Origin of the sequence: Candidatus Clostridium eludens, assembly GCF_045310515.1 — a bacterium.
In the GTDB taxonomy this organism is placed as follows: domain Bacteria; phylum Bacillota; class Clostridia; order Clostridiales; family Clostridiaceae; genus Clostridium_B; species Clostridium_B eludens.
Genome location: NZ_JBJHZX010000007.1, coordinates 90,466 through 105,632 on the forward strand (window position 1 = coordinate 90,466; position 15,167 = coordinate 105,632).

A 15,167-nucleotide genomic window follows, 5' to 3' on the forward strand; every position below is an offset into this window, starting at 1 on the left:
ACTCTCCTCATTTAGTCATATAAATTTAAAATCACTCCCATTTATTTACCAACTTCTCTAGTACATTCAATCCCCGAAGTATTATGTCAATTTCCTCAGGGGAAACTTTATCTGCTATTTCTTCAAACTTTTTTTCAATGTTACAAAAATTCTCTTGAAAGCTTTTTTCGAATTTTGGAGTTACACTAATATATACTACTCTCCTGTCTGTTTCACTTCTAGTTCTCTTAATTAGCTCCTGTTTTTCCAGTCTATCTACAATTCCAGATATAGTGCTATTAGATAATCCCATTTTTTTGCCTAAATCACTTATCTTCATCTCACCATGCCTATGTAATATTCCAATGAGCATTCCTTGAGTTCCCGTAAGATTAAAAGGATTAAATCTATTAGCTATATTTTTTTTGAAAGAAAATAATATTACCTTCATTTTTTTTATTATCAAAATACCTTTATTCTCATAGTCCATGGCCTCACCTCCTTCAAAAATATTTCGCATAGAAATATTTCGCATTCAAACTTTTCGACTATGAAATATTCTACTACTTATATTCTTGTAAGTCAATATTTTTAAATTCTATTAAAGAAAAATTTAAAATATAAATTTTGGTAATATTTATGTCCTAATAAATTTTTTTATAAAAACTAGTAAAATACATATAGTTATTGAACATATGGCATATTAAATATAAAATAATAACATATAAATCTAAATATCAATCACAATAATTGGAAGTGGGAAATTTTATGTTAACAAATTTGTTTAGAGGAGTGCTTATAGGATTAATAACAGGAATGCCAGCAGGTCCTATCGGTGCAATATGCCTTAAAAATACTCTTGCTTTTGGAAATACATATGGTCTAATTTCAGGACTAGGTTCAGCACTGGCAGATAGCATTTACGCATCATTAGCTTCCCTAAGCTTTATAATAATAGAAAAGTTTATCCTTTTACATGGATTATACTTTCGTATTATAGGTGGAATTGTATTAATTTTTTTTGGAGCATATGCTTTTATAAGAGAAAAGCCAGCTAAAGATGTACATGAAACGTTGAAAACAAAATCCTTTTCAAATAACAGTTCATTATTTAAAGCTTTTACCTCAACTTTTTTAATGGCATTTGCAAATCCAGCCACTGTTTTTTCATTTATGGCTGTATTTACAGGATTGCATTTAGTACACATAGGAAAGGATATGACCAGCAGAATACTTTTGATATTAGGAGTATTTATAGGCAGCATGCTGTGGTGGCTTGCATTAATTTTCACTGCCCATAAATTCAGCAATAAACTTAATACCAAAAATACAAAATCTATAAATAAAGCTTTAAATTCAATAATTATATTTTCAGGAATCATAATATTTTTAGGTGCTTTTAATCCATTTAGTATAAGAAGACCGCCTATTTTACATTCAAAATTATTTGAACTATTTTTAAATGTAAAATCTAAAATACCTTTCCATATCCATAGATAATAAGTAAAAGATATAAAAAATAGATTTCTCTAATAATTGTGATATTAGAGAAACCTATTTGCTAAATACCATGAAATATTAAATAATCAAATTATTTTTTTGAGCGTTTTTCATGATCTTCAAAGATTATATAAGGCACTGTAACTATTGCTATATTTCTCCTTCTAAGCAGCATAGTTTTAATAAATAATGCAGTTTGATTATGAAGTATATTTCCCCACCACTTGGTAACTACAAATTGAGGCAAAACAACTGTCACAGTATCCTTAGACCCTGCAGTATATTCCTCAGATTCTATAAACTTAACCAAAGGTCCAACTATACTCCTATAAGGAGATTTTTTCACTATTATAGGTATACCTATATTATACTCATGCCATTTTTTTAAAAGTTTATCTGTAGCCTCATCATCTACTGAAACATGAAAAACTATTATATTGTTTGATATTGTTCTAGCATAATTTAGTGCCTTTAGAAAAGATTTATTTAAAGTATCTATAGGAACTATTACATACCTTTTCTGTTCTGAAAAATTTATTTCTTTAGGCCTTTCATTTACTGTAAGCTTAAGCTGCTTTGATGCTTCGCAGTAATGACTTTTTATTCTCTTCATAACATACACAATTAAAGGTATTAATATACAAACAATCCATGCACCATGTAAGAATTTGGTTATTCCTATAACTATAGCTGTAGCACAAGTAACTATTGCACCTACTCCATTTATAAGTGCCTTGTGTCTCCACCCTGAATTTTTTAGTTTTATCCATCTTTTAAACATTCCTGCCTGGGACAAAGTAAAGGATATAAACACTCCCACTGCATATAATGGCAGTAAACTATGAGTTTCTCCTCTAAATAAAATAACAAGTACAGATGATATTACTCCTAGCATTATAATTCCATTGGAATAACCAAGTCTTTTTCCCCTCTTAGTAAATTGCCTTGGTGCAAATCCATCTTTAGCTATAAAGGCTAGTAATAACGGCAAACCTGTAAAAGCAGTGTTACTTGCCATTATAAGTATAATAGTAGTAACTATTTGAATTTCATAAAACATAATATTTTTTCCAAACACTTGGGATGTAATTTGTGCAATTACAGTCACATCCGGGTTAGGAAGTGCATGATAAAGGGTAGCGAGGTAAGAAAGCCCGCCAAATATAGCTAAAATAGCTAGAGAAAGCAATCCTAAAACTATTTTAGCATTTTTTTGTGAAGGTTCTTTAAAATTTGGAATACCATTGCTTACTGCTTCTATACCTGTTAATGCAGTACACCCTGATGCGAAAGCTCTAAGAAATAAGAATATAGTTATATCAGAAACAGCAGGTGGTATTTTATTGGCAGCTTCAGGTACATAACCTCCTATCTTTACTTTAAATATTCCAAATATAATCATAAATAATACAGAAACTATAAACAAATAAGTAGGTATGCCAAATAATTTAGAGGATTCTCTTATTCCCCTAAGATTTCCTATAGTTATAATAAGTATGAATAATAAAGTTATAGTAACCCTGTGATCCAATAAATAGGGTACTGCAGAAATCACAGCTGCAGTACCTGCCGATGCACTTACCGCTACAGTTAATATATAGTCAATAGTTAGGGATGCTCCTGCTACAAGCCCTGGAATGGTTCCCAAGTTATCCTTTGCAACAATATAAGCTCCTCCGCCTTGAGGATAAGCATCTATAGTTTGTCTATATGAGATCGTAAGTATAAATAGTAAAAATACAATACACATAGATGCATAAAGCATATATTTATATGACATTATACCTAAAACTGGTATAAGTACCAATAATATTTCCTCTCCTGCATAAGCTACAGATGATATTGCATCACTGGATAGGATAGGCAATCCCCAAAATACATTAAACTTTTCAGATTTCAGCTCTGCAGTTTTTAAACTTTTACCTATTAATAATCTTCCTAATTTAGATAACATTTTTGCACCTCTAAAAGTAAATTTTCTCTTAACTTTAGTATGAGACGATTATATATTATTATTCAATTTTATAATAGCTTTATTTTCCATATTTAAAGCCTGTTTTCAATCAAATTACCCTATTTACCATGGTGAAATAAACAATTTAATTGTTTTTTAGCTTTATTCTCTAATTTAGTATAATTTAAGAATATTTATAATTCAAGAAGTATTTAAATAATCATAATTAAAACTATATTAAAACAACTCTATTTCTCCCTCTGACTTTTGCCTCATAAAGGGCTGCATCTGCCCTTTCAATACATTCTGTAAAACTAATATTGTAGTTAAAATTAACTAGTCCAAAACTCATTGTCATACGAAATATATTCCCATCATATTGAAAGACTTGTTTTTCAATTACAGTTCTAATATTTTCCACTGTGTAAAAGGAATGCTTTAAATCTGTCTCTGGAAGAAAAATCACAAACTCTTCCCCTCCATATCTTGAAATTACATCTTCTTTTCTTAAATTTTTTTTAAATATACTCGCTATTTTTTTTAGAACCAGATCTCCGCATCCATGTCCGTATGTATCATTGATACTTTTGAAAAAATCAACATCTCCAATTGCTAATGAAAATGATATGGGCCTTGTCCTGTTTTTCTTTACTTCATATTCAAACTTTTGTCTCAAATCTCTTCTGTTAGATAATCTTGTAAGAGGATCGGTCCTAGACATATTATCTAAATACATATTTAACCTAGTTAACTTAAAATTTGCTTCATTGAGTTTACGTTTTTCTCTTTCTAACAACTTATTTTTATTTTCAATTTCTCTTGTTCTATATTTTACTATTTTTTCTAATTTTAAATTTATACTCTTTAATTCTTTCAAATAAAATTTATTTTCATAGTTTTCCCTTATAAAAAGTTCTAAAATGCTTTTAATGCAGCTTACCGTATTACCATCAGCATGCTTTGAAATATATAAATAATAACTTGAATAATGGAGTTTAATTTTTATATATTTACAATTATTAATATTTTTTTGCGAAATAAATAAATCATCTAAATTACATAATTTGTTTAAGCTATTAATTAATTCATCTATTTTACTCATAGATTCACCACCAACCAGTAAAACTATCCTTATAATAAAAAATTATATCCCATAAATAATGTTTTTTCTACTTTATAATACTTTTTTTTATATTTATTTCACTTTTCCCATATAAAAATAAAATGCATTAGAAAATAATGGTATTATTATTTTCTAATGCATTAAATGTATTAAAGTATATTGATATTTTTTCTATAAGATATCAATTGCTTTAATAGCATCAATCAATTGCATTGGTTTACTTATAATAAGCTTATTATTATTTTCAAATTTATTTTTATCATATCCCCAACCATATTCAACTAAAATTATATTATTTATTCCCGCTAGTATTCCTGAATCATAATCACATAGTCTGTCACCAATTACTATTGCTTCATTACTATTGACATTATATTTATCAAGCATAGATTTAAATTCTTTAGATTTATCCAATTCACACTGCCCATATTTATGTCCTATTATGCCAGAAAAATATTTATCTATATTATGACTTGTAAGCTTTTGTACTACCTCATCATTATAATTTGAAGATACTAATACTAACTTATAATTATTATATGCCCATTTTAAAACATCTTTAATTCCTTGAAAAAGATCTGGCTTTTTAGTAATAATTTCTCTTTTAAATATTTCTACAGCTTTTTTTTGTTTATTTACATCCATACCAAGATTTTTATAACATTCATGAAAATCATATCCATATACATTTCTAAATTCTTCAATTGTAGACGGTATTTTTACATTTAGTTCACTGCCTATAATTTTATATATGTCGTAAACATTAGAAAAAGAATCCACTATTACTCCATCATAATCAAAAATTATTAATTTTATCATTTTAATCCCCCTTATAATGTCTAAATATTTATTAATATTATAAATTATTTATAACAATAATTAAACTATACAAAACTGAAGCTATCTTTAAGTTGGTAAAACTGTAAACGTTTTATAAATACTTGTCCGAATATTTGAAATATTCTTAAATATACATATATATAAATTAAATTTCACAAATTAAGTTCCACAAATTAAATAAATAAATATAGCTTACCCTCTAAACTCCTTAATATAATTAATATTAACACTTCATGAATATTTATAAGAAAAATTCATAAATTCTGACTTTTAGAAGAAATAAATATTTTTTTTTTATTTTTTAGTATAATTTTAATTGACATACACATATTATAGATATATAATAAAAAAAAGCAAAAGGAAGGTGAAAATATTGAGTAAAATAAATGATAAAAAATCAGTATTAATGACTTCTGACGTTATTGAAGAGTGCTTGTGTGAATCTTTTGATATTGTAGAAAAAAATACTTTATCACATAAGAAAAATAAAAATCATTTAAAATGAAACCTTTGTTATACGCTATTCTATTTTTGAAAAAAAATAGAATAGATGTATGAAAAGGTCTTTTTTTATTTCCAGCATTTCCTATCTAATTATACCCTCCCCTTTAAATACGAGAAATCTCCAATGTAAACCCTAGCTAAAAAACTATCTATGATTATAATCCATCTTCATAAGATCTTCATACATTTTTGATATTATACCACAGTACAACACTTTACAAAAAATTAAATGACAGAATACAAATATAAAATAGGAGGTAAAAACTGTGAGTATGACTCATTATATGTTATTATTAGCTGCTAATCAACCCTGGAATTTAATTATTTTTATGGCTATACCTGTAATATGCGCTGAAACACTTACTATAACAGAATTTTTTATAATTTTCTACAGAATTAAAAATGGGGGTTTAAGAACCTTAAACAAAATTGTTGGTATATTTGATGGATTTTACTTTACCGGAATATTCATTTATCTCTTTTTCAATGCAGTAATCCCACTTACCAAAACTAGCGGATGGTATACATGGATAGATGTAGTTGCAGTAGGTTTTTATTTAAGTGGTGTAGTATTTTTACTCCCCATAGCATTAATGGAACTAAATATACTATTTAAAGATAAAACAGCAGAAGAAAAAATGCGAATTCACTTCATCCTTGTAGGAGGTTTTTTAATAGTGGCACACATTGCAATGATTTTCGGTATGGTAGATCCTAAAATTATAAATAACATGCCGGCAATGCACAAGATGTAGGGGCTAAATGAATGGAAACTGAAATTCTATATAAAAACGGGCTATAAAAGCCTGTTTTTGTTTTTTTATAATCTGAATATAATACTACTTATGAATAAAATTTCATATTAACGACAAACTATGTCTATTAAGCAATCTATCAAATGAAAATTATATTATTAATATCAATGGAGCCAAATATATGAATTTAAATATTTTTAAACTTTTTCCTGAAATGATAAAAAACCAAAGCAAATATCCCCTGCCCCGTACCAAAATAACCTTTAAAGCATTAGTAGATGCTACAATACCAAAGACCCCCAAATTAGCAGAAAATCAGGGGCCTATTCAATTATTCGGGGCACTGGACTGTAATACCCATGGATATGAAATATGGCTGTTAAATAATTTTATTTCTTTACATACACCCATATCAAATTTTAACATTTATCTGGCTAATGCCACTGCAAAAATGCTGGATGTAGCTGCTAGACAATTGATTACTTCTAAAGAGAATAAGAATTCTATAGATGAAAAATTATTTGCTCACAAATGTATATTTGCATCGCTAGCACCAGATGATCGTTTTCGTGCAATAACTCTTCTGGAAGAATTAAAAGTGAACCCTGCACATTTACCTATACCTTTTTACAATAATCCAGGTGTTATAATTGCTATAATAGGTGCAATAATTATGTTTGTTACAATAGGCTACTACACTGAATGGTCAGCATATGGTTCAACCAGTATGGAAACACCTAACAAACGAAAAATAGAATATTTCCCAATAGGTTGGGAACAAGTTGGATACCCCGGACCTTCCAAGGGATATCATACTTTCCGCGGCTATTTGTTGGAGAAATTTACCGAATAAAAAACAGGAGGGCTGTTTTATGACAAAGAATGCTGATGTTATAATTATTGGTGCAGGCGGTGGAGGTGCCGTGGTTGCAAAAGAATTGGGAGAAAAGGGTATAAAAGTTTTATTGCTAGAAGCAGGAACATGGTATGGAAATAAAAAATGGCCTAGTCCACTTAAAGAGCATGGAGATATAAGCTCCACTAGCACTGAGGATCTGAGTGCTGAAATTTTACATAGATGTTTTACAGATTATGAAGGAGATACAAACGATAATATAATTGGAAGATTTCGTTGGGGACCTGCAGATAGAAGCAGGCCTGCTTGGTTTAGAAAAATTCCACAAGGAGGTTTCGCCTGGCAAAGCTCCAGCATAGGAGGATCTACACTGCTCTATTTCGGAAACTCTCCTAGGGCTTTTCCTATTTCTATGAATAATGTCTGGCCAATTTCCTATGAGGAACTAATTCCATACTATGAAAAAGTTGAATCAACACTTCCTGTTTCTCAGGCTCCAATGACAGATAAGGAAGAATTATTTTTTTATGGTGCCAAGAAAACAGGATGGCCACTTTTAAAAACACTTAACGTAACAAATCCAGGATACCGCCCCCAACCCAATGCAATTTTACCTCCCAATCCAAATGTAAAAAATTCAGATTTTAAGTTTGAATATAGTACAGAGGGCTGTACCCTTTGCGGCCATTGTATTAACGGTTGTCGTATTGGACCTTCTGTAGAAAAAGTAGCAAAACGTTCTACACTAGTTAGTTATATTCCCCTAGCTTTAGAAACTGGTAATGTAGAAGTCAGGCCCAATACATTTGCCACCAAAATTATAATAGAAAAAGATACAAGTGGAGATTTAAAATCCGTAGGTGTTAAATATAAAGATACATGGACAGGAGAAAAGGGTGAACTTAATGCGAAAGTTATAGTCATGGCAGCTGGAGCTATTGAATCTCCTAGGTTGTGGCTTAATTCAAAGCTTCCAAACAATCCTTGGGTAGGAAAAGGATTAACAAACCACTGGTTTGATTGCATATCTGGTATATTTGACGAAAAGGTTTTAATGGACATATTAGGTACTCCTGATGTAAAACCCTATGCAGGACAAAATTCAGCAGCTAGATTTGACTATCCGGGACTCGGTGCACTTCAGGGACTAGGGGTAAGTCCTGGGATATATTCCACATTATCATATTCATTAAGTAACTATGGTTACAACTTTTTACATAAACCTAATGCCGAAGAGTCCTGGGATATTAGAGGCAGGATAGTAGGACAGGAGCTTAAAGAAATTATGATGGAATACCCAAGGACACTAAGTATTCTACTATTTACTGATGACGAGGCAAGTATACTAAATACAGTTACGCTGGATAATCTTATAAAAGATGAAAATGGTTTTATTCCTGTAATCAAATATATTCCATGCAAAAACGACATACAAAAAAGAAATAAGCTTGCTGCTATTGCGGCAGATATACTTAAAAAAGCAGGCGCTAATAAAATTATACGTACAGACTGCACACACAACCTGTTGGTCCATATGCACAGCACTATGCGTATGGGGTATGTTACTGATACAAATTGCGAAGCCAAACAAGTTAAAAGATTATTCATTGCAGATAACAGTGTACTTTATAATGGTTTGGGTGGGGCTAATCCCACCCTTACAACACAAGCTCTGGCAGCACGTACAGCTGAAAAAATAGCGGATAAATATTTTAGTTAGCTTTGATGATAGGGGTGTTATCAATGGCAGTATTTGAGATAAGTCTTATATTTATTATCCCAATATTAAATCTCCCATTAGCACCCCTACAATTTCACCTTTCTTATCTATAACCGGAACTGAAAGTGCTATACAGTAATTATTAGTATCTACAGATATATACGGTTGGGATTGATATTCTCTGCCTGTTATTGATTGTTTAAAATAAGGTCTGTGCAAAAAACTAGTATATACATCTTCTTCTTTATAATCCAGGGTTATAGCCTTTCTAAGTCCATCCTTTTGTACTAATCCAAATAGTTCAAAATAAGGACATTTATCTATATTTTTTGTTAATATTTCAGTACAAATATTATAATCCATGGTACTCAAGCCCTCAATTTGTGCTATTCGCCTGAGTTCTTTTAATCCCATTTCTATATTGTTGTATACTTCTTCATCTACTTTGTAGTCTTTAGCAAAAGAGGAAATACCTTCTTTTAACTTTTTATTCATATCTGATAAATTCGAAATAGATTCAAATGCACTTTTCATGGCAGATACTTGATCCTGTGAAGCTGCAGCAACCTGCTGGGTAGCTGCAGAAGTATTTTCCGATATTTCAGATACTTGTCCCATTAAATCTTTTATATCAATTATCTTCTTATTTTGTATATTAATAACTTTATTTATACTTTCTATGGAATCTATAGACTTTTTACTTTCCCTATATATATTATCTAAATTTTCCTTTGTGGCATTAGAAAATGTTATGGTTTCATTAAATATTTCCACTTCATTATCCATACTAGAAGATATATTTGTTATTTCTGATTTAATTTCGTCTATTATACACTGTATTTCTCTGGCCTGATTAGAAGATATAGCAGCTAGTTTTCTTATTTCATTTGCCACTACTGCAAAACCTGAACCGCTTTCCTTTGCCTTTGCAGCTTCTATAGAAGCATTTAGAGAAAGCAGGTTAGTGTTTTTGCTTATATTATTTACTGCATCTGCTATATTCTGAATTTTAAAAGCTTTTTCATATAAATTTTTTACTTTTGATACTAAATTTGCATTTAAGTCTGAAGACTGATTCATCTTTTTAATTAATTCTTCACATATTTTATTACTATGTTTCACTACTTCCATCATAGAATAAGCATTACTTTCAATTAATCCCCCATTTTCTGATATAGATTTATGACCTTCTATAAACTCTTTAATAAGCGTTTCTGTTGTAATTACATCATTCATCTGCTCTATCATATCCTGGGATATATTGTTTATAGCGGAACTGGTCTCTTCTCCCGAACTTTCCACCAGCATTGCATTTGAACTTAAATCTTCACAGTGGTTTACAACTTTATCAGTCATTATGTTTGTTTCATTTATAAATCCTCTCATACTTAGAATTAATACATTTATATTGGAGCATAAATCACTAAATATGCTTCTTTCATGTACTTTTATTTTTTTCGTTAAATCTCCCTGAGATATTTCTTTTATAGATTTGTCAATATCTGACAATGATTTAAGATTCAATTTTAACATTGTCAGAATAGTTGTAACTAAAATTATAATTGCCAGAACCCATATAATGTTATTTAATATAATGCCTCTTCCTCCTACAATAGTGGAAACAATAAAAACTACTGCTGTTAAAAATACTGAAATCGTACCAAATATGGCCCCTATTTTTTTATTTTCCATGTTCAAACCCTCCCCAAAGTAAAATTAAAATACAAAGCCTCTTCTCATAACAATAAGAAGAGGCCAAAAAACTACAGCATCCTCTCATCTCCAAGGAAATATCCTTCAGGATTTAGCACATTTCTAGACTTCTAGCTGTTGCCGGGCTTCACAGGGCCAGTCCCTCCACCACTCTTGATAAGAGAGTATATATTGTATTCATTTTTATTACAATAAATTATATACATTAAAGCTACAATTTGTCAATAATTTTATAAACATTATAGAGATTGTTTATATTAAATATATAAATGCTTCTTCAACGAAACCATTGCTTAATCTATTTCTAGGCCTTTTTAATTCTATCTAAATGCTTAAAGAATGGCTTATCTTTTTCCTGCTTTTCAAACTTATCTCTTGGAGATTGATTTTCTATGGATTCGGGTTCAATAATAACAACCGCTGCCATATCAAATCCTAATTTTTCAAGGATATCTGAATATATCTCTTCGAAATATCTCCCTGTAATGAGTATTTTCACTGGTCTGCCAATTATTGTATAGCTTTCTTTATTTTTTCCGCATATTGCAATTGAAACTTTTTTATCATACCATATACTTCCTGTTATATTTCTATAACTTTGTGACGACTCAAAAAGTTCAACATATTCAATATTCCCTTCTTCATTAATATGGATGGTCTGCTTTACACTGGTATGAGGTATGCCGTTTATTCCAACAGTTGCAAGTATCTTTGTGGTCTCTGAATTATTAATAATATTCTTTATATCATTTATGTTTGCCATTTCATTCTTCACCCCTTTATAACACTCTCTGTAAATCAGAATTAGGATGATTCCCGCATCTGCGATAATCGTCAAAATCTATTGTTAATCCATATTTTGTTCTAATATCATTAAGGCCTTTAGCTAACCTTACATAATATTCCAGTGATGCATTCTTCTGATCTCCAAAAAATGAAAGCGGTCTTGGAACCCAAACAATATATACGACTGATACACCACTGCTCATTAGATCTTCCGCTTCTTCAAGTGTATTTTTAAGTGCTTCGTCTTCAGTTTTAAACCCATTTGGCTTTGCTAGTTCAACGCCTCCAACAATTCCTGAATTTACATTTCCTTTCCCAAAAATATTGACTGCCCTTTTAAGACGATTTTTCCATTCATTATATCCAACCCACTCTTCTTTACCAGGACAAATCCATTTAAATAAATCATTATTTAGAACCTCTATATCAGAAGTATAACTTGTTAACCCTGTTTCATTATATAAACGCCCTAGTTGCTCTTCATTTAATGCAGTTGTTATTATTTGGCTTGGGAATCTCCTTGTTTTAAAGTTCTGACCTATTGCTTTTAAAATCTCAATGTAATAATCAGCCTCAGCATCAAATGGTACCACACCATTGGTATCTGAGTCCATAGTCATGCATATAGTTGTAAATCTCCCTTTCTGCTTTAATGCCTCCTTTACTGTTTCATATGCATCCTGAGGTGTTAACTTTTTCTTTATAACTCCATCTTTACTCAAATGAGGAACCAAATCACAGTATTTGCATCAATGATTATTCTTCCAAAAATAGCAATATGATGATGGCGTTATATTTAATCTCTGAGGTCTTGCAAATACTACTGAATCCATTGGTGTACCACTACTAGTAACTTTTCCATAGTAATCTGGTTTCTCCCAGAAATCAACTTCTTCTATTATTTTTTCATTATCAACTAGTACGAATTTACCATCTATATAGTCTACACTATAAGGATTTTGGTCCAAAGGTGTTGGATCTGTTATTATAGTTGTTCCATCCCTTAAAATTAATGATTCTGGAACTGATTTTGTTTTTTGGTCCCTAGCCCCAAGTGAAGCAAAGAATACATTTGATCCTATTAATTGATAAACATCAGGATCAATTTTCTCTAAAGCTTTTTCTGTATAGTGTACACCTCTTCGCTGAACATCAGTTTTTAAAATAATTAGTTTTGGAATTTCAGTATACTTTTCTACGACCTCCTCAAAGCTAAGTTGTTTTTCATAATTGTTTGTAACTATCATAAACTTTCTCCCTCTATAATAAATTTAGGTTGATAAAGGTAACCCATAACCCTGTATTAACTGTATAATAGCTATCATTAGATTGAGTGACGTCGAGTTCTCCTTGAGACATACCTCGGTATTAAAAGACTGATACCTCTGTCTCATAAACAGTCTTCATTTATAAAAAAAACTAGGACATACTTCTAAAATTACATTTAGAAGAAATATCCTAGTCTCCAGTTTTCTGGTCAACTATTCTTTATTAGATCTTTAGATTCAATAAGGCAAAACAAAAAGCCTGTTTACTGAAATAGGTTCTACCTATCATATACACTAAGACTATAATTTATCAATAACTAATTGTATTTATAATATCTTTAACTTTTACATCTGAATTAAATTCTGCATCATCTATATAAAGCATTATCACAGGATAATCAGATCTTTCATACTTAAATATATTATCACTATCTTCACTGAAAACAGTAGGATTCCTTTTTTTACACACTTCACTATCTGCATCTATAAATATTTCCGCATAATTTTCTGCTCCAATTATATTTTTAGCATACTCTCTATCTTCTTTAAACCTGCTTACAGATGTAACTATAGTTATAGTTCCACTATCTGCAAACAAATTAGCCACCTCAGCAATTCTTCTGGTCTGTTCATGGGCGTCCTTAGAATTGAATGTAAGATCAGAGCTAAGTCCAAACCTTAAATGAGATGAGTCAAGATAATACACCTTTTTTCCTAAATCCATGAGTTTTTTCTCAAGTTTAACTGCTATTTCATTTTTTCCGCATCCCGGAAGTCCTGTAAGCCATATAACTTTTCCTCTTTGGCCCAATCTTAATTCTCTATCCTTTCTTGATACAAGCCTCTTTCTTATGGATATGTTTTTACTTTTCACATCTTTTATTTCCCTTTTTAATGAATCTTCTATATTGGAAATAATTCCGCCTCCACTTATATCATAGTCTTCTACTATTACAAATCTTCCCGTAGATTGAAACTCATTAAATTTATCAAAACAAATAGGCTCCTGGGTTTTTATAGTAACTTCAGCTACATCATTTTTCTTTAAAAAAGCTAGATTTTCACTGCTGGTCAATGTGGCTGCATCAATTATCTTATTTACAGATATTATTTTAAACTCTACTTCCTGAGTTTCAATCTTCAGTTTATAGATTTTATCCTTTACCAATTTATTATCTCCAAGCCAGAATACATTAGCATTAAATACATTTCCTACAGTAATTGGAGAATCTTTATGGCATATAACTTCTCCTCTTTTATTGTAAAATTCATCCTCTAAGGTAATTCCCACAGACATTCCCGCAGTTACTACATCTGTCTTATCCTTTTGCTGCCATACTTCAATACTCCTTACTTTTGTGGATTTCCCTGAAGGATAAATTATAATTTCATCACCCTTTTTTAAAGTACCTGATTGAATTCTACCTGCTATAATTCTTCTGCTGTCAAATTTATATACATCCTGGATAGGAAATCTAAGCTCTTTTTCTTCAATTCCCTTATCTTTTTCTATACTATCCATACTTTCTAAAACATTTTGCCCATTGTACCAAGGCATCTTATCTGATTTACTGGCTATATTTTCGCCATTTGAAGCAGAAATAGGTATATATTTTTCTGGATATATATTTATGTTATTTAAAAACTCATTAAATTCTACTTGGACTTCATTAAATCTCTTTTCCGAATAATCTACTAAATCCATTTTATTTATAACTACAAATATCTTTTTGATACCGATAAGCGAAAGAATATATCCATGTCTCTTCGACTGCTCTTGAACACCTTCTTTAGCGTCTATAACTAAAATAGCCGCCTCTGCACTGGCAGCTCCTGATATCATATTTTTTAAGAATTCTTTATGTCCTGGTGCATCTATAATTACATAATCTCTTTTTTTTGTAAAAAATTGAAGCATAGTTATATCTATGGTTATACCCTGTTTTTGCTCCTCTTCAAAAGCATCCAACAAATAGGCATACTCAAACTTTTTTCCATTATCTTCAGATATTCTCTTTACTTTTTCAATTTCACCTTCAGGCAGTGAATTAGTATCATAAAGCAGTCTGCCTATTAAAGTGGACTTTCCATGATCTACATGTCCAACAACTACTATATTTAAATTTTCTCTATCCTTTGCCATTTAAATGCCTCCTATTTTATTCAATT

At 30.3% G+C, this 15,167-nt stretch carries 14 protein-coding genes and 1 riboswitch; of the genes, 5 read left to right on the top strand and 9 right to left on the bottom strand.

Annotated elements, in window-relative coordinates; translation table 11 throughout:
* Positions 1-31: 31 nt before the first annotated feature.
* A complete protein-coding gene (locus ACJDU8_RS06650) occupies positions 32-469 on the bottom strand; it encodes a MarR family winged helix-turn-helix transcriptional regulator (RefSeq protein ID WP_406791370.1) in 438 nt (145 codons plus the stop codon).
* Positions 470-747: 278 nt separating this feature from the next.
* Between ACJDU8_RS06650 and ACJDU8_RS06655 the strand changes: the two genes are divergently transcribed.
* Positions 748-1,479 carry a LysE family translocator gene (locus ACJDU8_RS06655; protein WP_406791371.1) on the top strand — a complete coding sequence of 244 codons (732 nt, stop codon included), beginning with the start codon at positions 748-750 and terminating at the stop codon, positions 1,477-1,479.
* 91 nt (positions 1,480-1,570) lie between these two features.
* Here ACJDU8_RS06655 and ACJDU8_RS06660 read toward each other — a convergent pair whose 3' ends face one another.
* The 3 genes from ACJDU8_RS06660 to ACJDU8_RS06670 all read right to left on the bottom strand — a co-directional run bounded on the left by ACJDU8_RS06660 (position 1,571) and on the right by ACJDU8_RS06670 (position 5,375).
* The gene (locus ACJDU8_RS06660) at positions 1,571-3,433 is read right to left on the bottom strand and encodes an APC family permease (protein WP_406791372.1); all 1,863 of its coding nucleotides are present in this window, start codon (positions 3,431-3,433) and stop codon (positions 1,571-1,573) included.
* Between the two features lie 232 nt (positions 3,434-3,665).
* The gene (locus tag ACJDU8_RS06665; protein ID WP_406791373.1) at positions 3,666-4,535 is read right to left on the bottom strand and encodes a GGDEF domain-containing protein; all 870 of its coding nucleotides are present in this window, start codon (positions 4,533-4,535) and stop codon (positions 3,666-3,668) included.
* Positions 4,536-4,727: 192 nt separating this feature from the next.
* Positions 4,728-5,375 carry an HAD family hydrolase gene (locus ACJDU8_RS06670; protein WP_406791374.1) on the bottom strand — a complete coding sequence of 216 codons (648 nt, stop codon included), beginning with the start codon at positions 5,373-5,375 and terminating at the stop codon, positions 4,728-4,730.
* A gap of 394 nt (positions 5,376-5,769) precedes the next feature.
* On the opposite strand from ACJDU8_RS06670, the gene ACJDU8_RS06675 reads away from it, so the two are divergent.
* The 4 genes from ACJDU8_RS06675 to ACJDU8_RS06690 all read left to right on the top strand — a co-directional run bounded on the left by ACJDU8_RS06675 (position 5,770) and on the right by ACJDU8_RS06690 (position 9,231).
* On the top strand, positions 5,770-5,901 hold the full coding sequence (locus ACJDU8_RS06675; protein WP_406791375.1) for a hypothetical protein: 132 nt from the start codon (positions 5,770-5,772) through the stop codon (positions 5,899-5,901).
* 265 nt (positions 5,902-6,166) lie between these two features.
* Entirely contained in the window at positions 6,167-6,655 is a 489-nt protein-coding gene (locus ACJDU8_RS06680; protein WP_406791376.1) for a DUF6803 family protein, read from the top strand.
* Between the two features lie 181 nt (positions 6,656-6,836).
* Positions 6,837-7,508, top strand: coding sequence for a hypothetical protein (locus ACJDU8_RS06685; protein WP_406791377.1), 672 nt, complete (start codon positions 6,837-6,839; stop codon positions 7,506-7,508).
* A 19-nt stretch (positions 7,509-7,527) separates the two neighbouring features.
* Positions 7,528-9,231 carry a GMC family oxidoreductase N-terminal domain-containing protein gene (locus tag ACJDU8_RS06690; RefSeq protein WP_406791378.1) on the top strand — a complete coding sequence of 568 codons (1,704 nt, stop codon included), beginning with the start codon at positions 7,528-7,530 and terminating at the stop codon, positions 9,229-9,231.
* 54 nt (positions 9,232-9,285) lie between these two features.
* Here ACJDU8_RS06690 and ACJDU8_RS06695 read toward each other — a convergent pair whose 3' ends face one another.
* The 5 genes from ACJDU8_RS06695 to ACJDU8_RS06715 form a co-directional block, all read right to left on the bottom strand.
* Complete coding sequence (locus ACJDU8_RS06695; RefSeq protein ID WP_406791379.1) at positions 9,286-10,923, bottom strand: methyl-accepting chemotaxis protein; 1,638 nt, start codon at positions 10,921-10,923, stop codon at positions 9,286-9,288.
* An 81-nt stretch (positions 10,924-11,004) separates the two neighbouring features.
* A riboswitch (SAM riboswitch) is annotated at positions 11,005-11,107 on the bottom strand.
* A 141-nt stretch (positions 11,108-11,248) separates the two neighbouring features.
* Positions 11,249-11,707 (bottom strand): pyridoxamine 5'-phosphate oxidase family protein, encoded by a 459-nt coding sequence (locus tag ACJDU8_RS06700; RefSeq protein ID WP_406791380.1) that lies wholly within the window; start codon positions 11,705-11,707, stop codon positions 11,249-11,251.
* A gap of 16 nt (positions 11,708-11,723) precedes the next feature.
* Positions 11,724-12,452 (bottom strand): hypothetical protein, encoded by a 729-nt coding sequence (locus tag ACJDU8_RS06705; RefSeq protein WP_406791381.1) that lies wholly within the window; start codon positions 12,450-12,452, stop codon positions 11,724-11,726.
* Positions 12,453-12,479: 27 nt separating this feature from the next.
* Positions 12,480-12,977: a hypothetical protein gene (locus ACJDU8_RS06710; RefSeq protein ID WP_406791382.1), complete on the bottom strand. Its 498-nt coding sequence runs from the start codon at positions 12,975-12,977 to the stop codon at positions 12,480-12,482.
* Positions 12,978-13,308: 331 nt separating this feature from the next.
* Positions 13,309-15,141: a GTP-binding protein gene (locus ACJDU8_RS06715; RefSeq protein WP_406791383.1), complete on the bottom strand. Its 1,833-nt coding sequence runs from the start codon at positions 15,139-15,141 to the stop codon at positions 13,309-13,311.
* Positions 15,142-15,167 lie beyond the last annotated feature (26 nt).